This is a genomic window from Pimelobacter sp. 30-1, assembly GCF_018831735.1.
In the GTDB taxonomy this organism is placed as follows: domain Bacteria; phylum Actinomycetota; class Actinomycetes; order Propionibacteriales; family Nocardioidaceae; genus Nocardioides.
In genome coordinates this window covers 455,790-479,233 of sequence record NZ_NHTS01000001.1, presented here as the reverse complement: position 1 = coordinate 479,233, position 23,444 = coordinate 455,790, and the positions used below count along the sequence as shown (strand labels likewise).

Here is a 23,444-nt window from a genome sequence, read left to right as displayed (position 1 = left end):
CACGACTCGGCCCGTCAGCGCGGCCGGGGCCGGCGTACCACCGTCGGCGGCAGGCCCCACTCGTCGCCGCCGAGCCGCGACAGCGGTGCCAGGAGGTCGAGCGCGGGCCGGTCGTCGACCAGCACCGCGGGGTCGACGGTGACCGCGACCAGGTCGCCGAAGACGACCGTCGAGTCGCCGATCGGCAGCGTCGAGTGCAGCCGGCACTCCAGCGAGGCCGGCGACGCCGCCACCCGAGGCGGTACGACGACCGCGCTCGGCGCCATCGCGATCCCCAGCTCGGTCGCCTCGTCCACGCCCGCCGCATAGGTCGCGCTCGACGCGTTGACCTCGTCGATGAGCGGCGCGCTGGCCAGGCTGATCGTGAACTCGCCGGTCTCGAGGACGTTCCGCAACGTGTCCTTGGCCCCCACCGACGTGAACTGCACGATCGGCGGATCGGCGCTGGCCACGGTGAAGAACGAGTGCGGCGCCAGGTTGCCGACCCCGGCCGCCGACCGACTGGCCACCCAGGCGATCGGCCGGGGCACGACCAGCGCCGTCAGCAGCCGGTAGGCGTTGACGTCCGGGTCGCCGGGACGCAGGACGAGGTGGTCGCGGGCCATGCTCCGATCATGCCGCGTCGGGTGCGGCGCGAGGGGACCGGATCCGGACGTACGTCCGGATCTCGCGCCCGTCGGGGCCGATCTCGTTGACAGCGCGGCGCGGGCCTCGGAGATTGGGGCATCCGGTCGCAGCGGCGTGCACACCACCCCCGCCGCTGCGACCGGCGCCAGGTCGCAACACAGGGCGGCCATTCGTTACCGCGGGGAAATCGCCGACGCGGGGGACCGTCACACGCGCTGCCTAGAAACAGGGGGCCATCTCTCTCCCCCCATGGAAAGGCACTGCCCCCGCATGCAATTCTCCACCCTCGGGCGCCGCCGGCTCAGCCGCGCAGCCGCCCTCCCGGTGGCCGTCGGACTGGGCATCGGGGCCCTGTCGGTCACGCCTCCGGCCACGGCCCTGTCCAGCGTCACCACCGCCAACGGCGCCACGGTCACCGTCAACGACGCTCGTCGTCCCGGCCTCGACACCGGCTCGATCCGCAATGTCAGCGGGTCCCGGATGGAGGGCTTCGGCAACGTCTTCCTCCACGTCGACACCCCCGCCGGCGAAGCGCCCCGCATGAACGACCAGATGATGCGCGGCTTCGGGCTCACCGCGTCCGCCCCCGGCTCGTACCGGTCGACCGCGTCGGTCCGGCTCGGCGACGTCCTGATGACCCGCAAGGTCCAGGTCGCGACCGGGACGAGCACGACGAGCTTCTACGACACCTACACGAACGCGGCCACCGAGCCGGTCACGGTACGGGTCTCGTTCGGCGGCTCGCTGGGCTCGGGCCTGACCGCGAACGGCTCCCCCAACAAGGCGACGGTCAGCGCCACCAGCAGCGGCGACGCCACTGTCGACACCACCGACACCTGGATCGCGGCCACCACGCCGGGCAACACCCGCCCGACGGGCGTCGTCGTCGGCGCCGGCACCGACGCCCTCGGCGACCAGCAGTCCGACCCGTTCACCACGGCGTACGTGCCGACGGGCAGCCGGGCCAACGACATCGGCTTCGTCCGCGAGCTCACCATCGAGCCCGGCCGGACCGCCTCCCTGATGCAGTACGTCGTCGTGGGCGCCCTGTCCGACACCACCCAGATCGCCACCGACACCGCGGCCCTCGCCACGACGCCGGACTTCTCGAACCTCACCGTCGACGAGATCTGCACGCTGCGCAACTGGGACCTCACCGCCTACCAGGCCGCCTGCGCCGGCGCCGAGCCGCTGCGGCTCCCCGCCGCCGCGCCCGACGCGATCTCCTCGACCGACGTCGCCTACGACGTCACCGGCAAGACGATCGCCGACCTGCAGGCCGCGATGACCTCGGGGGCGACCACGTCCGTGGCGATCACCAAGGCCTACCTCGACCGGATCGAGGCGTACGACGGCGGCCCGTTCGGCTTCCACGCCTTCATCACCGTCGCCAAGACCGCCGTGGCGCAGGCGATGGCGGCCGACGAGGCGCGCGCGGCGGGACGCACGGGCGACCTGCTCGGCGTACCGATCGCGTTGAAGGACCTCTACGACACCAAGGACATGCCCACCTCCGGCGGCACCCTGGCGCTGAAGGACTGGGAGACCGGCGCCGACGCCTGGCAGGTCGCGCGGCTGCGCGAGGCCGGTGCGGTGATCATCGGCAAGACGAACCTCTCGGAGTTCGCGAACTCGGGCTCGTGGAGCGAGAGCGGCTTCCAGCAGACCTGGAACGCGCTCTACCCGTCGAAGTCCTCGTTCGGCTCCAGCGGCGGCTCGGCCACCGCGGTCCGCGCCGACCTCGCCCCCGCCGCGATGGGCACCCAGACGGGCGTCTCGCTCTACGCCCCCTCGACCGGCGCCAGCCTGGCGACCTTCCGGGGCACCGACGGGCTCACCAGCACCAACGGCGTGATGCCGCTGACCTGGGCGACCGACTACGCCGGCCCGATGGCCAAGACGGTCACCGACCTGGCCTCGCTGCTCGACGCCACCGCGACCCGGACCACGGGCAACAACCCCGACGACCTGCTCACCGCGCGCGTCGACAACGACCTGCGCCCCGCCGAGTGGAAGAGCGCGCTGCGCCCGGACGCCCTGCAGGGCAAGGTGATCGGCTACGTACCCGCCGCCTTCCAGTCGACCGCCGTCACCGACGACACCGCCGGTCAGGTGGCGCTCGCCCAGGTCCGGGCCGCGATCGAGGCCTCGGGCGGCACCCTGGTCCCGCTCGCCACCGCGCAGACGGCACCGCCGGCTCCGGCCGGCAGCTTCCCGACCTCCGGCAGCGCCGGCGCCGAGGGCTGGGAGCGCTACATCGCGGAAGCGCGTCCGGGCACCTTCCCGTACACGACCAAGCAGCTCATGGAGAACCCGGCGAACCTGCCGTACAACGTCTCGGGCAACTACACCGCGCAGCCCATGGACGACACCAGCGTCACCAACCTGCTCGCCCGGCGCGACGCCTACAAGCAGACCGCCGCGACGTGGATGGACACCGCCTTCGGGGCCGAGCCGGTCGACGCGGTCGTCTACCCGGGGTTCCTGACCAGCATCGGCAACAACGACGCCACGTCGGCGGTCTTCTCCTCCGACCGCGCGTCGGGCGTGATCACCCAGACGGTCGGCCTGCCCACCGCCATCCTGCCGATCGGCAAGAACGACGAGGGCCAGTCCAACAACGTCCAGATCGTCGGACGGGCCTGGGACGACGCCGCCGTCCTCGGCATGGGCTACGCCCTGGAACAGCGGACCAAGGCCGCGACGTCCACGACCTTCGCTCCGGCGCTGTCCTGGCGGGGACCGGCCGCGTCGGTCACCGCGGTGAGCCTCGGCGCCACCGCGACGACGTACGGGAAGGCGACGGCGGCGACCGTCACCGTCACCGCCGACCCGTCCGCCACGGGTGCCGTCGAGGTCGAGGTGGCCGGGCAGACGGTGCGCGGCACCCTCGCCGCCGGCACCGCGCGGCTCACCCTCCCGGCGACCCTCCCGGTCGGCACCCACCTCGTCACCGCCCGGTACGCCGGCTCGGCCGAGATCGCCGCGAGCGCCGCCACCACGACCCTCAAGGTCGCGCGGGCGGCACCGAAGGTCGCCGTGAAGCTCAAGAAGAAGAAGGTCACGCCCCGCCAGCGCGCCCGGCTCGCGGTGACCCTCACCGGCATCCCGCCGGCCGGCGCCACGGTGCTGGTCCACGACCGCGGGTCCGTCATCCGCACCGCCAAGGTCGCGGCCAACGGCAAGGTCGTGGTGACCCTGCCGCGGCTCAGCCGCGGCCGGCACGTGCTGCGGGTCTCGGTCGTCGCGGGTGAGGGCTACCGGGCGGCGTGGAGCCCGAAGGTGACACTCGTCGTGCGCCGCTGACCGCGGCCGCACGGCTCGGGGAACCGACCCGGCCCCTCCCCGTGGGGGCCGGGTCAGACCGGGCGGTGGGGACGCCCGGGGTGGGCCGCCCGGCCTGACGTCCGCACCGTAGGAAGACGAGACGTCGCGTCGCGGACAGTCCGGGCCCGCGGCCGGGCGCCGCACGCGGCGTCTGCCTGTCTCGTGCCGGACGCACTGCCCGGACCTGCCCGCAGAATGGTGATTCCGGCGCCGGTCAGCCGGTCGGCGGCGCCGCCGTCCAGTCGTACGCCGACAGGTCGGTCAGCAGCGGCGCCGGACCGGCCGCCGCGTCCCCCCGCCGGGCGCGCCGCCACTGGAGCGGCGTCACGCCGACCTCCCGGCCGAACGCCCGGATGAACGAGTTCGCGCTGAGGAACCCGACCTGCAGCCCCACCTCGCCCACGGGCAGCCGTGGCTGGTCGAGGAGGACGCGGCGGGCGTCGAGCAGCCGGGCCCGGCGCAGGTAGCCGGCCGGCCCGATGCCTTCGCGGGAGAAGACCATCTCCAGGTAGCGCCGATCGACCCGCAGCTCGCGCGCCACGTCGTCGATGGTGAGCGACGGGTCACGGCGGTGCTCCTCGATGAACCAACGGGCGTGCGCGGCGGTCGCCGCGCCGCTGAGCAGCGGGCGCGAGCCCTCCGGGTAGACCATCGGGTAGAGCACGCCGCGCACCAGCTCGCCGACCAGGCGCTGCTGCCCCTCGGCTGCCTCCGCCCCGAACGAGCGCCGCCGCCCCACCAGCCCGGCGAGGTGGCGGGTCAGCGGCCCCACTCCCCGGGAGCCGGGTGACACCGCCACGCTCGTGGTGGCGCGCAGGGCGCGATCGGGCAGCCGGGTGTCCGTGCGGGGGAGCCGGGCCACGAGCATCTCGTAGCGGTGCCGGAGCCGGAGCTCGTAGGGCCGGTCGCCGTCGATGAAGTAGCCGCCGCCACCGGGCACCCGAGCGGTCCGCTCCCCCTGCCGCGTGGCGCCACCGCCCCGGATGAAGGCGGCGAACATGAACACGTCGCGCGGCTCGCCCGCGGCCAGCCGGCGCGGCCGGGTCACCGTCAGCCGCGTCGAGCCGACGTGCGTCACGCCCAGGTCGCCGAGCGTCCTCTCGACGAGCGCCCCGCGGAAGGGACCGGCCGCCTGGGCCCGGTGGGGCACGTACGCCGCCCCGCACATCGCGGTCCAGTCCTCGATCGAGTCGACCTCGACCCGGACGACCTGATCACCCTCTGCCTGACTCGTCATGCGGCCCCCCAGCCAGCACCGTGCACCGCCACGGGTGGGCGGTGGTGGTGCCGTGATACCCCAGGGAGCCAAGATCGACGCCCGGCCGGCGCCCGCGGCCGCACGGCGGCGGCCGCCGGGCGTGCCGCGACGTGCCCCGGCCGACTGGTCCCGCTGGTCCGGCTAGCCCAGCCGCGCGCGCCGTACGTCGCCCTGGGCCGCGGAGAAGTCCGTGACCACGTTGGACTTGCGTGCGCCGACGAAGAGGTCCGCACCCCGGCCACCGGTGAGCCGGTTGCGCCCGGGCCCGCCGACGAGGACGTCGTCCCCGCCCTTGCCGATCAGCCGGTCGTCGCCGCCGCGGCCGAAGATCAGGTCGGTGCCGGGCGTCCCGACGAGGCGGTCGGCGCGGGCGGTGCCGGCGATCACCCAGAAGGTCAGCCGGGCCGTACGGCCCTCGACCCGGGCGGTCACGGTGACCTGCGCACGACCGGCGACACCGGCCCGCGGAGCCACGACCAGGCGGCGCTGGACGCCGGTACCCCGGGCCGCGGGCGCCGGCAGCAGGCGGCGCTGGGAGGACGTGACGGCGATCGTGGCGCGCTCGGCGTCGGTGCCGCGCAGGGTGAGGCCGAGCGTCACCCGGTGGCCGGTGGCCGCGACGGGCGCGGCGGTGAGGGTGAGCGGGACGGCCTGGGGCGGGACGACCACGATCGGGCGGGTCCAGGTGATCACGACCCGGCCGTCGCCGTCGTTGACGCTGCCGTCGTTGACCGCGGCGACGAGCTCGGCGTCGGTCACCGAGGGGGCTGCGTAGGCGCTGCCGCCGCCACCGCCGCCGCCGGCACCACCGCCGCCACCGCTCGGGCTGCCGCCGCCGGCGCCACCGCCGCCGCCGTGGCGACCGCCGCCGGCACCACCGCCGGCGCCGCCGCCGACCGCCGTGCCGCCGGTGGTGACACCGTTGCCGTCACCGCCGGCGCCGCCCGCGCCCGTCGTACCGACGAGGCCGGGGGCACCGCCCTGCTGGGCCGGCGGGTACGGGTTCACGCCGGGGGCGCCGCCTGCGCTCGCGGTCGCGCCCGAGCCACCGGGGGCACCGCCACCGCCGCCTCCGTTGCCGGCGTTGGTGCCGGTCTCGCCGCCGCCGTTGCCGCCTCCGCCACCGAGGGCGTTGCCGCGGCCGCCGTTGCCGCCCGCGCCACCTCCGCCGGGGCCGATCAGCACGCGGGCGTCGAGGTCGCAGGTGAGGGTGGCGCAGCCACCGGGTGCGGTCCGGACGTCCGAGGACCCGCCGCCACCGGCGCCGTTGCCGCCGTTGCCCGGGTTGGAGCCGCCCGCGCCGCCGGCCGCGTCACCGGAGGCGCCGGGGACGCCGCCGTTCGAGCCGCCGAAGCCGCCCAGCGCACCGGAGCCGCCGGACGGGCCGTTGTTGAGGCCACCGGTCGCGCTGGTCGCGGTCGCGTTCCCGCCGGCGCCCGCCACGTTGACCTGGAGCACCGCGCCGGACGTCGTCGCGACCGTGCCGCGCGCCTGTCCGCCCGCTCCGCCGGGGTTGCTGGCCAGCGACAGCGCGTCGAACGACCAGCGGCCGCCGCGCGCGCCGGTCACCTCGACCTCGAGCGCGCTCACGCCGGTGGGGACCTTGAAGACGTCTGAGCCGACCTCGTCGTAGGTGCACGACGAGGTGGGGGCGTCGACGAGGACGCCGCTGCTGCCGCACGGACCGCTCGGGACGGGCGGGGCCGCGGGGGCGGCCGACGCCGGGGCGACCGGGGCCGCCGTGAGGCCGGCGAGGACGAGCGCGGCAGCGGTGACCGCAGCGCTCCGGGTGGTTCGGGGCATGCGTGATTCCTTCGGTACGTCGGGGGCCGAGACGGGAGGTGGGCGCGCGGCTAGTGCGCCGAGGGGGAACGGTCCATCAACCGCCGGCCGGCGAGCCCGAGCGCCATCCCGACGACACCCGCGCCCGCACCCCACAGGAGGTGCCCGCGGATGTAGAACCACATGCCGCCCAGCACCGTCCCGAGGCCGGATCCGCCGCCCAGGTGGTGCAGGAAGGGCGAGAGCACCCCGACCAGGTGGATGACGGGCGCGAGCGGCAGCATCAGCCAGGGGTGCTCGCGGACGAGGGGGATCTCGGCGAGCCGGTCGATCAGCATCGCCGCCGCCAGGTAGGGCAGCACGTGCGTGCCCATCGTGGGGTCGACGAAGAGGATCACGCAGCTGCCGCCGGCCGCGACGCGCAGCGCCGTACCGGGTCGGTCGAGGCACCAGCGGGTCGCGATGAGCACGCTGAGCCAGAAGATCCCGCGGTGTCCCGGCAGACCCCAGGGCGTGCGGTGCAGCTGCTGGACGGCGACCGCCGCGATCGCGGTGGCCATGACCGCCGTCGCCGCGAGGCGGTGCACCCACTGCCCGTGCGGGACGAGGGCCGCGGGCAGCGCACGCCCGCCACGGAACCGGTCATCGATCAGCACGGACACGAGCGCCACCCTAGTCCATCGACGACGCAGACGCGTCTCAGATCGATACAGCATCTCGCATCTGCGGCGAATGTGGGAGGATCTTGCTTCAGTTGCGGACAACGAAGGATGGCCCGGATGACCTCCCCCGGCGCGGTGCTGCTCGGCATCGACGACACCGACAACGAGTCGAGCCCGGGGACCGGGTACCTGGCCCAACAGCTCCTCCAGGAGCTCGACGCGCTCGACCTCGCCGCCCCGCTCGGCGCGACCCGGCACCAGCTCCTGGTCGACCCGCGGATCCCCTACACCTCCCACAACTCGAGCGCCTGCCTGCTCGTCGCGCCGGCGGACGGGGTCGGCGTCGACGCGCTCCACGACGCCGCCGCGGACTTCCTGCGCCGCTACAGCGCCCCCGGCTCCGACCCCGGCCTGGCCGTCGCGCGCAAGGCCGACGTCGCCGACGAGGTGGTCGCCTTCGGGCAGCGCGCCAAGGTCGACGTCCTCGATCAGGACCTCGCCCACGCGACCGCCCGTCGTACGGGGACGCTGCTGTCGGGCCTCGGCGGCACCGAGGACGGCGTCATCGGTGCCCTGTCCGCGGTCGGCCTGCACCGCTCCGGCACCGACGGGTTCTACCTGTGGCTCGACGGCATCCGCGGCTTCCGGGCCGGCCGCTACCGGATCGAGGAGCTCTACCGCCTGCTCCACCTCAGCGACGCCCGCACCCTCGCCGGCACCCGGCCCGCCGAGGGCACCCTCGTCGACGTCGACCCCTGGGTGCGCCCGCTGCACCTCGAGGACGGCCCGGTGCTGCTGCTCGACGACGCGTCGGGCTGGCGGACCGCACCCAAGGCCGAGGTACGACGGCATTGAGCCCGGCGCTCCGGTCCGCGGCGCTGGCCGTGGCGGGGGCGGTCGGCCTGGCCGCCCTGTCCGCCTGCGGCGGGAACGACGACGCCCAGACGGCCCGTGACCCGGTGACGGGCGGGGCGTCCCGGTCGGCCTCGCCGACGCCCACCCCGACGCCCACGGACTCGACCGCGCCGCCGACGCCCACGCCACCGACCGCGACGACCTCGGCGGGCGGGACGTCCGCGGCGCCCGCCGTCACCGTCACGGCCACGACCGCCCCGACCGCCACGGCGGCCACCTCGACCGGCCGGCCCGCACCCCACGCCTCCCTGGTGCCGGCCTCCCCGGACTCCTCACACCCGACCCCGGCGGCGACCCCCACGCGCACGCCCACCCCGACCCCCACTCCGGCCCCGGTCACCTGCACCACCCGCACGTTCACCTCCCCGGGCACCCACACCGTGCGGATCACCTTCCGCCCCGGCGCCCGCGCCGCCACCACCGTCGACACCGTGCTCCACGGCGCCGGGGGCGGCGGTGGCCGCGGCCCCGGTCCCGGCGGCACCGGCGTCCCACCCCCGCCGGACGGTCCCGGTGGCGGCGGGGGCGGCGGCGGAGGCGCCGGAGCCCTGGTCGACACCCGCGCCGTGCTCGTCCCGTCCGCCTGGGCCACGCCGGTGCTGACCGTGGTGGTCGGCGCCGGGGGCCGCGGCGGGTACGGCGGCGGTGGTCCGGCGATGCCCAACGCCAACGGCATCGCCGGCGGCGCCACCACCCTCGACGGTCCGGGCATCGGCCTGTCCGCGGGCGGCGGCTCCGGCGGCACGACCGGCAAGGGCGGCATGGCCGGCTCGGCCGGCGGTGCGGGCGGGGGCGGCGGGAGCGCCGCCGCGGCCACGGGCGGCTCGCCCGGCGCGTCCGGTACCGACGGCGGTGCGGGCGGCGACGGCTTCGGCGGCACCGGAGGGAGCGGCGGACCCGCCCCCTACGGCGCGGGCGGCGACGGCGGCACGGGCGGCTCCCGCGCCGGCGGCTCGTACGACGGCCGCGCGGGCGCCCCCGGCTGGGCCACGGTCCGCGTCTGCGGCCAGGTGGTCGTCTCGTGACGCGCCGCCACCGGCTCGTCCTCCCCACGCTCGCGCTGCTCCTCGCGGGTCCCGGTCTGGCCGGCTGCTCCGGCGGCGACGACGGGCGCGGGGCCGATGCGGCCGCGGCGGCCGAGGTCGCCCGGACCCCGGACCTGCGCAGCTGCGGCACCGACTGCACGATCATCACGCTCGACGAGTCCGGCACCGCCCGGGTCGAGATCGAGCCCATCGGTGACGGCACCACGCTCGGCTACGTCCTGGCCGGCGGCGGGGGCGGCGGCGGGCGCGGACCCGGTCCGGGCGGCACCGGGAGCGGCAGCGGCGGCGGCGCGACCGGCGGCGGTGGGGGCGGAGGGGGCGGGGCCGGCGAGCAGCTGGCCGGCACGACCGGCCTGACCGACCTGAGCGACGCGTCGTCGTACGTGCTGACGATCCGGGTAGGCCCCGGCGGCACCGGGGGCATCGGCGGCGGCGGACCCTCGTCCCCCCAGGCCGACGGCACCGACGGTACGGCGACGAGCCTGTCCGCACCCGGCCTCGACGTCTCCGCGCGCGGCGGCGCCGGCGGCCGGTCCGGCCAGGGCGGCCAGGCCGGCGCCGGGGGCGGCACGGCCGGCACCGGCTTCCCCGCGGGGGCCGACGGGAAGCCCGGCGGGCACCTCGCCGGCGGCCGCGGCGGTACCGGCGGCCGGGCCGAGCGCGGGCACGGCAGCGGCGGCGACGGCGGGGAGGGCGGCGCCTTCCCCGGCGGCGCGCACAACGGCGCCGCGGGCGGCACCGGCCACGCCGAGATCACGGTCCGCGGTGCCCGCGTCACCGTGGCGCGCTGAGACACGCCCTAGGCGAGCGGCGTACCGAGCACCAGGTCGATGTCGTAGGCCGTGTCGAGCACGGTGATCGCCCGCGCCCCCATCTGTCCCTCACGCGCGGCGACCGACAGCACGTAGCGCCCGTTGGACGGCCGGGTCATCTCGTAGCGCCCCTCGTGGTCGGTGCGCAGCGAGCCGACCACCTCGCCCGACTGGCGGGTGAGCACCACGAGCGCGTCGACGAACGGGGCGCCGTCGGCATCGGTGACGTTGCCGGTCAGGGTGAGCCGGGCGCGCAGCGCGATCGGCGGCAGCGGCGCGGTGTTGTCGAGGTGCATGATCCGCGAGCGCGGCTGCCAGCCCTCGGCGGTCGTCACCACCAGGTAGTCGCCGGCCTGCGGGATCGCCACGGTGAACCGGCCCTCGGTGTCCGCCTGACCCCAGTCGACCGCCTGGCCCTCGCGGGTGAGGACGGTGACGACGCCGTTGCGGATCGCCCGCGCCCGCGTGTCGACGACCTGGCCCCGGACCACCTGCGCGTCGACGCCGGTGTGCTCGGATCCGGAGCGGTCGGCCTCGACGGAGTACTCCCGCATCCGCAGCATCGGTACGCCGAGCGCGACCGTCACCGCGGCACAGGCCGCCGCCAGCCAGAAGATCAGCGTGAACGCCGACTGCGTCGGCAGCGCGAGACCACCGACCGTCATCACCGACGCGGTCGTGATGGCGGCGGTCGCGGCGCTCGCGGTCGACGTACCGAGCGAGCGGAGGAGGACGTTGAGGCCGTTGGCCGAGGCGGTCTCCGTGACCGGGACGGCGCGCATGATCAGCGTCGGCATGGCGCTGTAGACCAGGGCGGTACCGATGCCGACGAGCACCGAGCCGATGACGACCTGGGCGAGGTCGTCGCTCCAGAACACACGGCCGACGTACGTGACGGCCATGATCGAGGCGCCCGCGATGAGCGTCGCCTGCGGTCCGAGCCGGCGAGTCAGCGTCGCCGAGATCGGCGCCATCAGGCCGAAGGCCGCGGCGTTGGGCACCATCCACAGACCTGCGTGGAGGATGTCGAGCCCGAGGCCGTAGCCGGTCCCCGTCGGCATCTGCAGGAACTGCATCGACACCAGCATGTTGACGTACATCGCGAAGCCGGCGAAGACCGACGCGACGTTGACGAGGAGCACCGCGCGCCGCGACGCCACCCGTACGTCGACCAGCGGCCGCGGCGTCCGCAGCTCGAGCGGCACCCACGCGGCGAGCGTGACGAGGCCGCCGGCGACCAGGCCGAGCGTGGCCGGCGACGTCCACCCCCACTGCCCGCCCTTGGTGAGCGCGACCAGGATCGCGGTCAGCGCCACCGACAGCAGGATCGCGCCACGGACGTCGAACGCACCGCCGGTCCGCACCGGCGACTCCGGGATGATCGCCCGCGCGCCGATCATCAGCGCGACACCGACCGCACCGGTCAGCCAGAAGACCGCGTGCCAGTCCATGTGCTCGCTGATCAGGCCCGACAGCGGCAGCCCGGCGCCCGCCCCGATCGCGAGCGTCGCGCTCATCATCGCCACACCGAGCGGCACCCGGTCGCGCGGCAGCTCGTCGCGCATGATCGCGATGCCGACCGGCACCAGCGCCATCCCGACGCCCTGGAGCGCCCGCGCCGCGATGAGCAGCGGCAGCACCTGGCTCAACCCACCGAGCAGCGAGCCCGCCACCGACACCGCCAGCGCGAGCAGCACCATCCGCCGCTTGCCGTACATGTCGGCCAGGCGCGAGATCGTCGGCGTCGCGATCGCGCCGGTCAGCAGCGTCGCCGTCACCAGCCAGGACGCACCGCTGGCCGACGTGTCGAGCAGCCGCGGCAGCTCGGCCAGCAACGGCAGCAGGATCGTCTGCTGGAGCGACACGACGATGCCGCACAGCGACAGCATCACGACGATGAGGGTGGGATTGCCGCGAGTCGGCGCGACGCCGGTGGCCGGTTCGGCTGAAGCCGTGGCGATGCGGGGCGGCACGCTGACCTGTCTCTCGAGTTCGTGGTGCCTGCCATCGTAGTGGTGACAACCGGCCGCCCCCGCCGGGCGTCGTCCTCACCATGAGCTCCCGCCCGCGATCCGTCACCCGCCGCCGGGTCCTCACCGCCGGTGCCGCCGCCGGCACCGCCGCCGTCCTCGGCGGCGCGGCCCTCGCCGGCATCGAGACCGAGGTGCTCCCGGGCAAGGCCTGGCTCTACCACCACCTCGGCCACGACGGCCCCGACGGCGTCCTCCCGGACGTCGTCCCCGCCCCGGTCACCACCGGCGCCTTCGACTCCGCCGCCCGCGGCCGCCAGGTCGGCTGGTCCCTCGCCCGGCCGACGTCGTCGTCTTCGTCATCGCTGCCCCTGGTCCTCGCCCTCCACGGCCGCGGCCAGGACCACACCAGTGCCTTCCGCGCCGACCGGATGGGCCTCGACCGCTACCTCGCCGACGCCGTCGCGCACGGCGTACCGCCCTTCGCGATCGCCGGCGTCGACGGCGGCGCGTCGTACTGGCACGACCGCGGGGACGGCGACCACGCCGAGACCATGCTCGTCGACGAGCTCCTCCCCCTCCTCGCCCGCGAGGAGGACATCGCCACCGACCGGATCGCCCTGATCGGCTGGTCCATGGGCGGCTTCGGCGCCCTCCACCTCGCGACGGCCCTCGGCCCCACCCGCGTCGCCGCCGTCGCCGCCCTCGGCCCGGCCCTCTGGCACACCTACGACGAGACCGCCCCCGGCGCCTACGACGACGCCGCCGACTTCGCCCGGGTCGGCGTGATGGGGCGGCAGGACGAGCTCGCCGAGGTCGCGGTACGGGTGGACTGCGGGAAGGGCGACCCCTTCTACGCCACCACCCGCGACTACGTCGACGGGTTCGCGCCGGAGCGGGCGCCGGCCGGCGGCTTCGAGCTGGGGGACCACGACAGCGGGTACTGGCGGCGGATGGTGCCGGGGGTGCTGCGGTTCCTGGGTGAGGGGCTGGCGGCGGGCTGAGGCCTACGCCGCGGTCACAGGGGTCACGGGGTCACGGGGTCACGGGAGGCTCTCGCACGCCTCGCCGTCCCCGTCGAGGTCGAGGCGGTGCGGGTCGGTCGGGTCCGCGTCCAGGAGGCGCTGGGCGTCCGCCTGGCTGGTGAAGTCGGTGCAGTCCCGGTCGGCGAGGATCCGGTCGTTCACCCCGGTCACCTGCCCCACTCCCCACACGGTGACCGCGATCAGCAGGCCGCTCACCACGTTGGTACCGATCGACCACGCCGCGTCGACGGACCGCTCCTTCGGGGTCGGCCGGGGCTCGTCGGTTCTGGTCCTGGTCGTGCTCTTCGTCTTGGCCACGGCCGTGATCGTGGCCGCCCGGCAGACCACCGCGGGGCCGTTCGCGACAACTCCGGACGCCCGTCCCGAAACGCCGCGCTCCCCTACGAGGCGTCCCGGTCGTCGCTCCCCAACCCCGCCTCCCGCGCCCGCACGATCAACGCCCCCCGATCCGGTACGGCGAGCTTGGTGACCACGCCCGACAGGTAGTTCCGCACCGTCTTGGGCGAGAGCACGAGCCGGCGCGCGATGGCGTAGTTGTCGTAGCCGCGGGCGACCAGGTCGAGCACCTCGCGCTCGCGGTGGGTGAGCTCGGGGAAGACGACCGGGCCCGTCGTACGGGCGCCGGAGAGGAGGTCGACGGCGCGGCGGCCGATCTCGGAGGCGAGGAGGACGTCGCCCGAGGCGACGGCGCGCAGGCCGCGCTCGATCTCGTGCGGGAGGGCGCTCTTGAGCATGTAGCCGCGGGCGCCGGCGCGCAGGGCGGCGAAGAGCGAGTCGTCGTCGCCGAGCATGGTGACGACGAGGACGCCGATGTCGGGGGCGTCGCGGGCGATGCGGCGGGTGGCCTCGATGCCGGTGCCCTCGCCCAGGTCCAGGTCCATCAGTACGACGTCCGGCCGGGCGCCCAGCACCCCGGCGACGGCCTCGTCCTCGGTGCCCGCGCAACCGGCGACCTCGAAGTCGTCGATCGAGGCGAGGAAGTTGACCATGCCGTGCGCGAAGACCGGGTGGTCGTCGACGACGAAGACCCGCACGGCACTCATCTGGCCGACGCTAGGAGGTCGCGCGGCCCGGGTTCCAGGGCCCTGCGTCCCGGCTCCCCGGGCCGTCTCGTCCCGGGTCGCACGGGCGCTGGTCCGGGCGTCCGTACTGCGGCACACTGCCGGTCACCGCTACCGCAGAACCAGCGCACAGGAGGGCAGATGGGCACCGCGACGACCGTGCGCGCCACCCTCGTCCTGCTCCTCTCGTGGGGGCCCGCGGGTCCCGGTCTCCTCCTCTCGTACGGCGCCCCGGAGAGCCTGGAGGCGGTCGGCACCTTCAGCGTCGCCCTCGCCTTCGGCGGTGCCGCCGCGCTGCTCGCGGCGGCACCCGGGCCGGCGTTCCGGGGCGGGGGCGGGCCGCTCGTCGTACCGACCTTCGCGGTGGCCGCCGTGGGCGCCGGCGCCTCGACGCTGGCCGCCGGGCTGCGGAGCCGCGCCATGGCGGGCGAGGGCGGGCTGTGGCTCGACCTGCTCGAGGTCGCCTGGATGCCGGGCGGGCTGACGATCGCGTGCGTGCTGAGCGCCGCCGTGCTCACCGGATCGCGGACACTGCTGGCGGCCGGCGCGGTGGTCGCGGCCGGGGTGACCGCGACGACCACGGCCGAGATGCGGCTGCAGCGCGACATCCCGCTCGACATCGTGCTGTGGGCGCTGTGGCTGGCTCTCGGGGTCGCGTCGGCGGTGATCGTCGCGGTGGTCGCGCGGCGGCGGCGCGCACCCGAGCGGCAGGTCGCGGTGTGGCTGGCGCTCGCCCATGCGGCGGTGCTGGTCTGCGCCGTGGGCGCCTATGTCGTCGACGACGCGAGCGGTACGACGTCCACCAGCGCGACGTTCGCAGCCACCTTCCTGCCGGCCGCGGTGACGTTCGCGGCGGCGGCCTTCCTGCTCACCGCGCTGACCGGCGAGAGTGCCGCGGTCGCGCCGGCCCTCGCCCGGGTCACCGTGTGGGTCCTCCTCATCGCCGCCCTCCTCGTGGCGTACGGCGCCGTGGCGGCACTCGCCGCCAAGGTCGCCCCGCTCACCCCGACGAGCGGCGGCATGATCGCGGTCGTCGTCCTCGCCGTCGGGGTCGGCCCGACCCGCCGCTGGGTGCAGCGGGCGGTCGACCAGCTCCTGTACGGCGGCTCCGCCGACCCGAGCGCGCTGCTGCGCAAGGTGAGCGAGGAGGTGGCCGCCGGGGCCGAGGGCGCCGGTTCCCTGGACGCCCTGGCCGAGGCGCTGCGCCGCTCCCTGCGGCTCGGCGGGGTCGCGATCCGGTCGGCCGCACCGGGTGGTCCGGCGGTGGTCGCCGGCACGGTCGACCCCGCGACGTCGGTCTCGCTCGAGCTCGTCGCCGCCGACGGGCCGTGCGGCGAGGTGGAGATGTCCGCGGAGTGGGGCCGCGACGTCGAGATGCGCACCCTCGCCGCGCTGCGCCGGATCGGCGGCGTGCTCACGGTCGCCGTACGGCTCGCGGAGGTCAACGACGACCTGCTCGAGGCCCGGCGCCGGGCGAGCGAGATCGCCGCCAGCGAGCGGCACCTGGCCCGTACCGAGATCGAGGCGACCGTCGAGCCCATGCTGGTCCGCATCCGCGACGACCTCGGCGGCGTCGCCGCCGGGGCCGACCCGGCCGACGAGCTCGCCCGCGCCGGTACGGCGCTGCGCGCGGCCACCACCCACGTGCGCGACCTCGCCCGCACGCTGCTCCCCGGATCGCTCGACGCCGGCGACCTCCCGGGCGCCCTCGGCGAGCTGGCCGCGCGGTTCGACGTACCGGTGCTGCGGGCCGACGTCGCGCACCCGCCCGAGCGCCCCGAGGTCGTCTACCACCTCGTCGCCGAGGCGGTCCTGCGCGCCCGGCGCGACGGCGGGATCGAGCGCGTCGAGGTCGCCGTCGCGGCGCCGGACCGCTGGACGCTCCGGCTGCTCGGCGACGCCGACCGGACCACGTCCCTGCGCGCCGCACTGCTCGAGCGGGCCGCCGACGCCGGCTACGGCCACGTCGGACCGGACGACGGCGCCACGCTCCACCTCGCCCGGAGCGAGCCCCGGTGAGCCGCCCGCCCGTCTGGCGCTGGGTCGCCGCGGTGCTCGTCGTCGTCACGTCGTGGGGGCTCGCGGGCGGCTCGGTGGCGATCGCGTGGGCGTTCCAGCTCCCGGCCGCGCCGGTGCCGGGCACCTTCCTCGCGTCCTCGCCCCCGGAGGCGCAGGCGCACTTCGACGACATCGGCGTGACGGTCGCCTTCGTCTACGCGCCGCTCGCCGCCGTCCTGCTGCTGCGCCGCCCGCAGCCGGTCGCCGTGGTGATGGCCGTGCACGCGGTCGGCTCGGGCCTCGCCGCCTTCGGCGTCCAGTACGGACTGCTCGCCGCGGACCGCCCGGGCCTGCCCGGCGGCGGCTTCCTCGCGTACGCCGGCGGCTGGGGCTTCGTCCCGGGCACCTTCCTCACCGCGATCGTCCCGGTTCTCCTGCTCCCGGAGCCGGCCCGTGCGCTGCGCCGGGTGCTGGTGCCGGTGGTCGCGGTGGCGACGGCGATCGCGACGCTGACCTCGCTCACCCACCAGAGCCCCGGCATGCTCCGCAACCCCCTCGCGCCGGACTGGCCGTCGTACCAGGCGGCGGCGCAGGACATCTACGCCGTCGCGGCGGCCGTCGCGCTCTCCTCGTCGCTGGCGGTGATCGTGGTGATGGTCCGGCGGCTGCGCGCGGCCACGCCGGACGAGCGCTCCCCCGTGCGCTGGCTGCTGGTCGGGCACGTCTTCCTCACCGCGTCGTACCTCGTCACGGTGCTGCCCGCGTCGCTCCAGCTCGCCGCGCCGCTGTGGGCGTTCGCCACGATCGCGCCGATCATCGGGCAGATCTTCTACCCCTCCGCGATCCTCGTGATGGGCCTCCAGCACCGGCTGCGCGGCGTCGACGTCGCGGTCAGCACGGTGCTCACGACGAGCATCGTCGCGGTGCTCGCGGCGGGCGCCTACTACGTCACCGTCACCGTCCTCGAGTACGCCGGCGAGGCCAGCGCCGCCGCGGGCTTCACCACCGCGGCGGTCATCGCGGTCGCGCTGCTGCCCGCCCACAACGTCATCCAGCACCGGGTCGACCGCCTCGTCTACGGCGAGGCCGGTGCCCCCGAGCGGCTCGTCGCCGACCTCGGCGCCCAGGTCGGCGAGATCGCGACGGGCGACGACGGCGTCCGCGCGCTCGCGGCCGCGCTGCGCACGACGCTGCGGCTGGGCTCGGTCCACATCGGGCCGGCGCCCGCGGCCGACGTACCGGAGCCGGTGGTGTCGTTCTCCCTCGACGCGGACGACGACGCGCTGCTCGTGGTGACCGGTCCGGCCGGGGGGCTGCCGATCGGCCGTCGTACCCGGGAGGCGATCGGGGACCTCACGCCTGTCATCGGCGCCGTGGTCCGGCTCGCCGCCGCGGCGACCGCGCTCGACACCGCCCGCGCGCTGGCCGCCGACGCCCGCCACGCCGAGCGACGGGCGCTGCGTCGCGAGCTGCACGACGGCCTCGGACCGGCGCTGTCCGGCGCCGCCTTCTCGGTCGCGGCCGCCGCCAACCTGCTCGCCCGCGGCGACCGGCCCGGCGCCGTCGCCGCGGTCGCGCGGGTCCAGGAGCTCCTCGACACCCAGGCCGCGACGCTGGCCAACCTCGCCGTCGGCGGGCCCGCTCCGGTGCGCGACCTGGGCCGCGCGCTCGACCAGCTCGTGACGTCGTTCGAGGGCGCCGGACCGCGCCTGGACCTCGACACCAGCGGCGAGATCTTCCTCGATCCCCACCGCGCCGGCATCGTGCACCGGATCGCCTCCGAGGCCGTGCACAACGCCGTCCGGCACGCCGACGCGTCCGCGGTGACCGTCGCGCTGGGCGCCGTACCGGGCGAGGTGCTGCGGGTCCAGGACGACGGCCGGGGCATCGACCGCACCGGGCACGAGGGCGTCGGGCTCTCCTCGATGCACGAGTGGGCGGCCGAGGCCGGCCTGGAGTGCCGGGTCACCGCCCCCGCGGACGGCGGCACGCTCGTCGTCGTACGACTGACCCGGAAGGAGGCGCCTGCACGAAGGTGATCCCGCGCCCTGCCCACCGGGACGCCGGGACCGCGAGCCTCGGCAGCATGTCGATCTCACTGTCCGCCGCCACCACCGCCCCGCCCCGCACCACCCGGCACTGGGCCGCCGCCGGCGTCCTCGCCGGGGTCGCCTCGCTCGCCAGCGTGCTCCTGTCGCTGGCGCTCTCGCGGCCCTACGAGGAGGGCAGCATCGTCACGCCCGCCCTCATCGAGGCCGGGCTCGAGGACAAGCGGCCCCTCCTCGTCGCCTTCCACGTCACGACCGTCGCCGCCGCCCTGCTGCTCGTCGTCTTCGCGGCCGGGCTGCGCCGCCGGATCCGGTCCAGCCGCGCACCCCAGGCACTCGCCCCCGACGTCGCCTTCGCCGGCCTGCTGCTCGTCGCCGCGGCCCAGCTGCTGGGCAGCGGGCTCGACACCGAGTTCCTCTTCGGCATCGGCGACAAGGCGGTCAACCTCCCCGAGGACGCCAGCACCTACTCGCACTGGATCGCCACGATCCCCTGGCTGTGGGCGGGCGGAGGGCTCGCCGGCCTCGCGGTCGGGGTCGCCTCGCGGGCGGGCGTCGTACCGCGGTGGGTGGGGGGGCGTGGGCTTCGTCCTCGGGGGCCTGGTCGTGCTGATCGCCCTGTCGCCGCTGCAGTACCTCGCCGCCCTGCCGGGCGCGCTGTGGCTGCTGGTGACGGCCTTCGGGTTCGCGGTGCGGGACCGGGCCTGACCCGGCGTCCTCAGCCCAGCTCGGCCGGGAAGCCTCCGGTCGCGACCGGGCCCCACCGCACCGGCGTGACCCGGATCAGCGACTTGCCCTGATCCCGCATGGCGGTGCGGTACTCGTCCCAGTCCGGGTGCTCGCCGGCGACCCGGACCCACGTGTCGCCCCACGCGTCCGACAGCACCAGGACGCTGACCTCCGCGCGGCGCGCCGGGCATTGCGGGCCTTGGCCCGCCGCGGGTACGTCGTGATGACGATGCGGCCGGCGTCGCCCACGCCACCGGTGACGGGCGAGACCTCGTCAGCCGATCGTCGCCGCGTCGATCACGAACCGGTAGCGCACGTCGGAGGCCAGCACCCGCTCGTACGCCTCGTTGACCCGGTCGGCCGCGATGACCTCGATGTCCGCGCCGATGCCGTGCTCGGCGCAGAAGTCGAGCATCTCCTGGGTCTCGGCGATGCCGCCGATCATCGACCCGGCGAACGAGTGCCGCCCGTAGATGAGGGCCATCGCCTCGACGCTGAACGGCTTCGGCGGCGCCCCCACGTTGACGAAGGCGCCGTCGACGGCGAGCAGCCGCAGGTAGGCGTTGACGTCGAGGCTCGCGCTCACCGTGTTGACGATGAGGTCGAACTTCCCGGCGAGGACCTGGAAGGTCGCCGGGTCGGAGGTCGCGTGGTAGTGGTCGGCGCCGAGCCGCTCGGCGTCCTCCTGCTTCTTGAGCGACTGCGAGAGCACGGTGACCTCGGCGCCCAGCGCGTGGGCGATCTTGACGCCCATGTGCCCGAGCCCGCCGAGGCCGACGATGGCGACCTTCTTGCCGGGACCGGCGCCCCACCTCTTCAGCGGCGAGTACGTCGTGATGCCGGCGCAGAGCAGCGGCGCGGCCGCGGCGGGGTCGATCCCCTCGGGCACGGAGAGCACGAAGTGCGCGTCGACGACGACGTGCGTCGAGTAGCCGCCCTGGGTGGTGGTGCCGTCGCGGTCGGTGACGGCGTAGGTGCCGACGCCGCCCTTGAGGCAGAACTGCTCGTCGCCGTTGCGGCAGTTGACGCACTCCCGGCACGAGCGGACGAAGCAGCCGACGCCCACCCGGTCGCCGACCTGGTGGTTCGTGACGTCCGCGCCGATCTCGGTGACGACGCCGACGATCTCGTGTCCCGGGACGACGGGGAACGGCTGCGGCCCCCAGTCACCGCGGACGGTGTGGATGTCGGAGTGGCAGATGCCGGCGTACTCGATGGCGATGAGCACGTCGTTCGCGCCGACCGCGCGGCGCTCGATCGTCAGCGGGGCGAGCGGCGCACCACTCTCGGGAGCGGCCCAGGCGGCAACGCGGGTGCGGTCGTAGGTCATGGGAGATCTCCTCGTCACTTGGTTCTCTTGAGCTCGTCAGCGAGTGCGCGGGCGCGCTCCGACTGCTCCGACGCGCGGGCGTCGTCACCGTCGGCCACGGCCTGCCAGACGTCGATCTTGAGCTCGACGTAGCGCCGCCGTACGGCGAGCAGGTCGGCCTCGCGGGCCAACCGCTCCCGCTGCGCCGTGAGCAGCCCGATCTGCTGCTCGGCAGCCGTCGCGCCGGCGGCGGCGTTGGCGACGTACTGGCGCATGTCGCTCACCGCCATGCCGGTCGCGCTGAGGCACGCCACCCAGGTCAGCAGGTCGAGGTCGTCCTCGGTGTAGACCCGGTGCCCGCTGCTCGCGGACCGGCTCACGGGCGCGACCACGCCGATCGACTCGTAGTAGCGCAGCGTGCTGGCCGGCAGACCGGTCAGGGCCGCGGCCTCTTTGATGGAGAAGGTCCGGCTCCGGGTCTGCGCACTCACTCCATCGAGGCTAGGAACTTCAAGTACTCGAAGTCAAAGGTGTGGGAAGGTGCAGGATGCTCGGCTCGCGGAAGAGGACCAAGAAGCTCGACGACCTGATGGCGCGGCTCAGGCCCGACCTGAGCCGGGAGTCGCTCGGCGTCGGACCCGCCTTCCCCGGCATCGCCCCGAACCCGCTCCTGAGCAGCGCCGCCCGCAAGCGCAAGGCGGAGCTGCGCACGGGTGCGCTCGCGCTCGGCGTCCTCGTCGACTGGCGCGAGGTCAGCAGCGACGGCAGTCCCCGCGTGGTCCTGGTGCTCGACGTGGAGACCCCCGACGGCACCGCGTTCCGCGGGATCGCCGACGAGGACCTCACCATCACCGAGCTCACCCGGCTCGCTCCCGGGCAGACGCTCCCCGTGCGCTACCGACCGGCCGTGATGGACCACTACGTCGCCCTCGCCCGGGACGCCGACCCCGCCCAGGTGCAGGGGCTCTACGACCGCAGGTAGGCCAGGACGGCGAGCACCCGGCGGTGCCCGCTGTCGGACGTGGCGAGCCCGAGCTTGGCGAAGATGTTGCCGATGTGCTTGCTGACCGCGGCCTCAGTGACGACCAGCCGCTCCGCGATCGACCCGTTGTCGAGCCCCTCGGCCATCAGCCCGAGCACCTCCCGCTCCCGCGGGGTGAGCGACTGGACCGGGTCGTCGGCGCGACGCCGGCTCAGCAGCTGCGAGATCACCTCGGGGTCCATGACGGTGCCGCCCGCGGCGACGCGGCGCAGCGCGTCGACGAAGGCGGCCACCTTGCCCACGCGCTCCTTGAGCAGGTAGCCGAGCCCGTCGGCACCGCGCGCGAGCAGCTCGCCGGCGTACCGGTCCTCGACGTACGCCGACAGCACGAGCACCGGGAACCCGGGACGACGGGCGCGCGCCTCGACCGCCGCCTTCAGCCCCTCGCTGGTGTACGTCGGCGGCATCCGCACGTCGAGCACCGCGGCGTCGGCGTGGTCCAGGTGGGCGAGGAAGTCCTCCGCGTTGTCGACCGCGGCGACCACGTCGAAGCCCTCGCTGCGCAGCAGCAGGGCCAGTCCCTCGCGCAGGAGGGTGTCGTCCTCGGCGATCACGATCCGCATGCCAGCTCCGCCCTCACGTTCGTCGGTCCGCCCTCGGGGCTCACCACGGTCATCCGTCCCTCGAAAGCCTCCACCCGGCGCCTCATCCCGGCGAGGCCGCCCCCTGGTCGCTCCACGGCACCGCCGCGGCCGTCGTCCTCGACCTCGACGACGAGCCACGCTTCGTCCACGGCGACCCGGACGTGCACGGCACGCGCCGCGCTGTACTTGTTCACGTTGTTGAGCGCCTCGGCCACGAGGAAGTAGCTGGCGGACTCGAGCGCCGCCGGCACCCGGCCGATGCCGTCGACCGTCAGGGTGCACGGCACCACGCTGCGCCCAGCCAACGAGGCGAGGGCGCCCTCGAGGCCGAGCTCGTCGAGGATCGGCGGATAGATGTCGTGCACCGTCCGGCGCAGCCCGGCGAGCGCCTCGGTCGCCGCCTCCTGCGCGCTGCGCAGCTGTGGCAGCCCGTCGCCTCCGGTCTCGAAGGCGCGCTCGGCGAGGCCCATCATCATCACGACGCTCACCAGCCGGTTCTGGGCGCCGTCGTGCAGGTCGCGCTCGATCCGGCGGAGCTCGGCACCGTGCGCGTCGAGAGCCGCCGCCCGGCTGAGGGTCAGCGAGTCCACCCGGGCCCGCAGCTCGAAGCGCCGGTCGGGCGTCAGCAGCCGGGCCGAGACCGCCGCGACCCCGCGCGCCGCGGCGAGCACCAGGAACCACGAGAGCACGGCGTACGCCGCCGCGACCAGCGGCATCGTCGCGGCCAGCCCCCACGAGGTCACCGGGTACGGCGCCACGACGGGCTCGTCGGCCGGCACCAGGAACCAGTAGAACGGCACCAGCAGCGAGCTCACGACGCCCAGCGGGATCGTGATGCACACCAGCGTGACCGTCAGCGTGGGGACGGCGTGGACGACGAGCCACCCGAGCTCGCGACGGGTCTGCCGCGAGAACGCGAAGTGGAGCCGGGCGTCGATCGTGCGGTCCGCCGGCTCCTGGCTGCTCGGCCCGGGGATCGGCGTACCGCGGAACGTCCCGATCCGGGTGCGGGCGCGCTCGGCCCAGCGCCGCAGCAGCCGCGCCGCCTCCGGGAGGACGAGCACGCCCCCGGTCAGCAGCATGAGGGGGGCGAGCAGGAGGAACGCCATGAAGAAGAGGGTCGAGACGGCGGACGCCCCGGCCTCGACGGCGAGGAACCGCCAGCTGCGGGCCCACGCGCGCAGCCGGTCCGACGTCATGGGACCAGTCTGCCCGGCCTCGCCGTCCG

At 75.5% G+C, this 23,444-nt stretch carries 20 protein-coding genes; 9 read left to right on the top strand and 11 right to left on the bottom strand.

Annotation, left to right across the window (positions count from 1 at the left end; all coding sequences use genetic code 11):
• Nucleotides 1–14 precede the first annotated feature (14 nt).
• On the bottom strand, nt 15–605 hold the full coding sequence (locus tag CCO04_RS02255; RefSeq protein WP_215812462.1) for a flavin reductase family protein: 591 nt from the start codon (nt 603–605) through the stop codon (nt 15–17).
• A 292-nt stretch (nt 606–897) separates the two neighbouring features.
• Between CCO04_RS02255 and CCO04_RS02250 the strand changes: the two genes are divergently transcribed.
• Nucleotides 898–3,933, top strand: a complete 3,036-nt coding sequence (locus CCO04_RS02250; RefSeq protein WP_215812461.1) for an amidase — start codon at nt 898–900, stop codon at nt 3,931–3,933.
• A 235-nt stretch (nt 3,934–4,168) separates the two neighbouring features.
• Here CCO04_RS02250 and CCO04_RS02245 read toward each other — a convergent pair whose 3' ends face one another.
• From CCO04_RS02245 to CCO04_RS02235, 3 genes are all read right to left on the bottom strand, one after another.
• Nucleotides 4,169–5,191 carry an AraC family transcriptional regulator gene (locus CCO04_RS02245; RefSeq protein WP_215812460.1) on the bottom strand — a complete coding sequence of 341 codons (1,023 nt, stop codon included), beginning with the start codon at nt 5,189–5,191 and terminating at the stop codon, nt 4,169–4,171.
• Between the two features lie 162 nt (nt 5,192–5,353).
• Nucleotides 5,354–7,015, bottom strand: a complete 1,662-nt coding sequence (locus tag CCO04_RS02240; RefSeq protein WP_215812459.1) for a hypothetical protein — start codon at nt 7,013–7,015, stop codon at nt 5,354–5,356.
• A 50-nt stretch (nt 7,016–7,065) separates the two neighbouring features.
• Complete coding sequence (locus tag CCO04_RS02235) at nt 7,066–7,656, bottom strand: hypothetical protein (protein ID WP_215812458.1); 591 nt, start codon at nt 7,654–7,656, stop codon at nt 7,066–7,068.
• A gap of 117 nt (nt 7,657–7,773) precedes the next feature.
• Here CCO04_RS02235 and CCO04_RS02230 point away from each other — a divergent pair, with 117 nt between their 5' ends.
• The 3 genes from CCO04_RS02230 to CCO04_RS02220 are packed head-to-tail and all read left to right on the top strand — an operon-like array spanning nt 7,774 to nt 10,408.
• Nucleotides 7,774–8,511, top strand: coding sequence for a hypothetical protein (locus tag CCO04_RS02230; protein WP_215812457.1), 738 nt, complete (start codon nt 7,774–7,776; stop codon nt 8,509–8,511).
• Entirely contained in the window at nt 8,508–9,596 is a 1,089-nt protein-coding gene (locus CCO04_RS02225; RefSeq protein ID WP_215812456.1) for a hypothetical protein, read from the top strand. Before CCO04_RS02230 ends, CCO04_RS02225 begins: the two co-directional genes overlap by 4 nt.
• A complete protein-coding gene (locus CCO04_RS02220) occupies nt 9,593–10,408 on the top strand; it encodes a hypothetical protein (protein ID WP_215812455.1) in 816 nt (271 codons plus the stop codon). The genes CCO04_RS02225 and CCO04_RS02220 overlap by 4 nt, the downstream gene beginning before the upstream one ends.
• 8 nt (nt 10,409–10,416) lie before the next feature.
• On the opposite strand, the gene CCO04_RS02215 is transcribed toward CCO04_RS02220, so the two are convergent.
• Nucleotides 10,417–12,318 (bottom strand): MFS transporter, encoded by a 1,902-nt coding sequence (locus tag CCO04_RS02215; protein WP_252372708.1) that lies wholly within the window; start codon nt 12,316–12,318, stop codon nt 10,417–10,419.
• Between the two features lie 164 nt (nt 12,319–12,482).
• On the opposite strand from CCO04_RS02215, the gene CCO04_RS02210 reads away from it, so the two are divergent.
• Complete coding sequence (locus tag CCO04_RS02210) at nt 12,483–13,403, top strand: alpha/beta hydrolase family protein (protein WP_215812453.1); 921 nt, start codon at nt 12,483–12,485, stop codon at nt 13,401–13,403.
• Between the two features lie 39 nt (nt 13,404–13,442).
• Here the strand turns inward: CCO04_RS02210 and CCO04_RS29595 are convergent, their stop codons facing one another.
• Nucleotides 13,443–13,742 carry an excalibur calcium-binding domain-containing protein gene (locus tag CCO04_RS29595; RefSeq protein ID WP_215812452.1) on the bottom strand — a complete coding sequence of 100 codons (300 nt, stop codon included), beginning with the start codon at nt 13,740–13,742 and terminating at the stop codon, nt 13,443–13,445.
• A gap of 83 nt (nt 13,743–13,825) precedes the next feature.
• Complete coding sequence (locus CCO04_RS02200) at nt 13,826–14,488, bottom strand: response regulator transcription factor (RefSeq protein ID WP_215812451.1); 663 nt, start codon at nt 14,486–14,488, stop codon at nt 13,826–13,828.
• A gap of 159 nt (nt 14,489–14,647) precedes the next feature.
• Here CCO04_RS02200 and CCO04_RS02195 point away from each other — a divergent pair, with 159 nt between their 5' ends.
• Genes CCO04_RS02195 through CCO04_RS02185 form a run of 3 tightly spaced genes read left to right on the top strand, consistent with a single transcriptional unit; the run spans nt 14,648 to nt 19,352 of the window.
• A complete protein-coding gene (locus CCO04_RS02195) occupies nt 14,648–16,525 on the top strand; it encodes a hypothetical protein (RefSeq protein WP_215812450.1) in 1,878 nt (625 codons plus the stop codon).
• Entirely contained in the window at nt 16,522–18,543 is a 2,022-nt protein-coding gene (locus CCO04_RS29590; protein ID WP_215812449.1) for an ATP-binding protein, read from the top strand. Before CCO04_RS02195 ends, CCO04_RS29590 begins: the two co-directional genes overlap by 4 nt.
• Nucleotides 18,544–18,590: 47 nt before the next feature.
• Nucleotides 18,591–19,352, top strand: a complete 762-nt coding sequence (locus tag CCO04_RS02185; RefSeq protein ID WP_215812448.1) for a hypothetical protein — start codon at nt 18,591–18,593, stop codon at nt 19,350–19,352.
• A 203-nt stretch (nt 19,353–19,555) separates the two neighbouring features.
• Here the strand turns inward: CCO04_RS02185 and CCO04_RS02180 are convergent, their stop codons facing one another.
• Together CCO04_RS02180 and CCO04_RS02175 are read right to left on the bottom strand one after the other, a co-directional pair.
• The gene (locus tag CCO04_RS02180) at nt 19,556–20,611 is read right to left on the bottom strand and encodes an NAD(P)-dependent alcohol dehydrogenase (RefSeq protein WP_215812447.1); all 1,056 of its coding nucleotides are present in this window, start codon (nt 20,609–20,611) and stop codon (nt 19,556–19,558) included.
• A 14-nt stretch (nt 20,612–20,625) separates the two neighbouring features.
• Nucleotides 20,626–21,081 (bottom strand): MerR family transcriptional regulator, encoded by a 456-nt coding sequence (locus tag CCO04_RS02175; protein WP_215812446.1) that lies wholly within the window; start codon nt 21,079–21,081, stop codon nt 20,626–20,628.
• Between the two features lie 56 nt (nt 21,082–21,137).
• Between CCO04_RS02175 and CCO04_RS02170 the strand changes: the two genes are divergently transcribed.
• The gene (locus CCO04_RS02170) at nt 21,138–21,572 is read left to right on the top strand and encodes a hypothetical protein (protein ID WP_215812445.1); all 435 of its coding nucleotides are present in this window, start codon (nt 21,138–21,140) and stop codon (nt 21,570–21,572) included.
• On the opposite strand, the gene CCO04_RS02165 is transcribed toward CCO04_RS02170, so the two are convergent.
• Both CCO04_RS02165 and CCO04_RS02160 read right to left on the bottom strand, forming a co-directional pair.
• Entirely contained in the window at nt 21,557–22,195 is a 639-nt protein-coding gene (locus tag CCO04_RS02165; RefSeq protein ID WP_215812444.1) for a response regulator transcription factor, read from the bottom strand. The two genes, CCO04_RS02170 and CCO04_RS02165, sit on opposite strands and share 16 nt — an antisense overlap.
• Nucleotides 22,183–23,415, bottom strand: a complete 1,233-nt coding sequence (locus tag CCO04_RS02160) for a sensor domain-containing protein (RefSeq protein WP_215812443.1) — start codon at nt 23,413–23,415, stop codon at nt 22,183–22,185. The genes CCO04_RS02165 and CCO04_RS02160 overlap by 13 nt, the downstream gene beginning before the upstream one ends.
• Nucleotides 23,416–23,444: the final 29 nt, after the last annotated feature.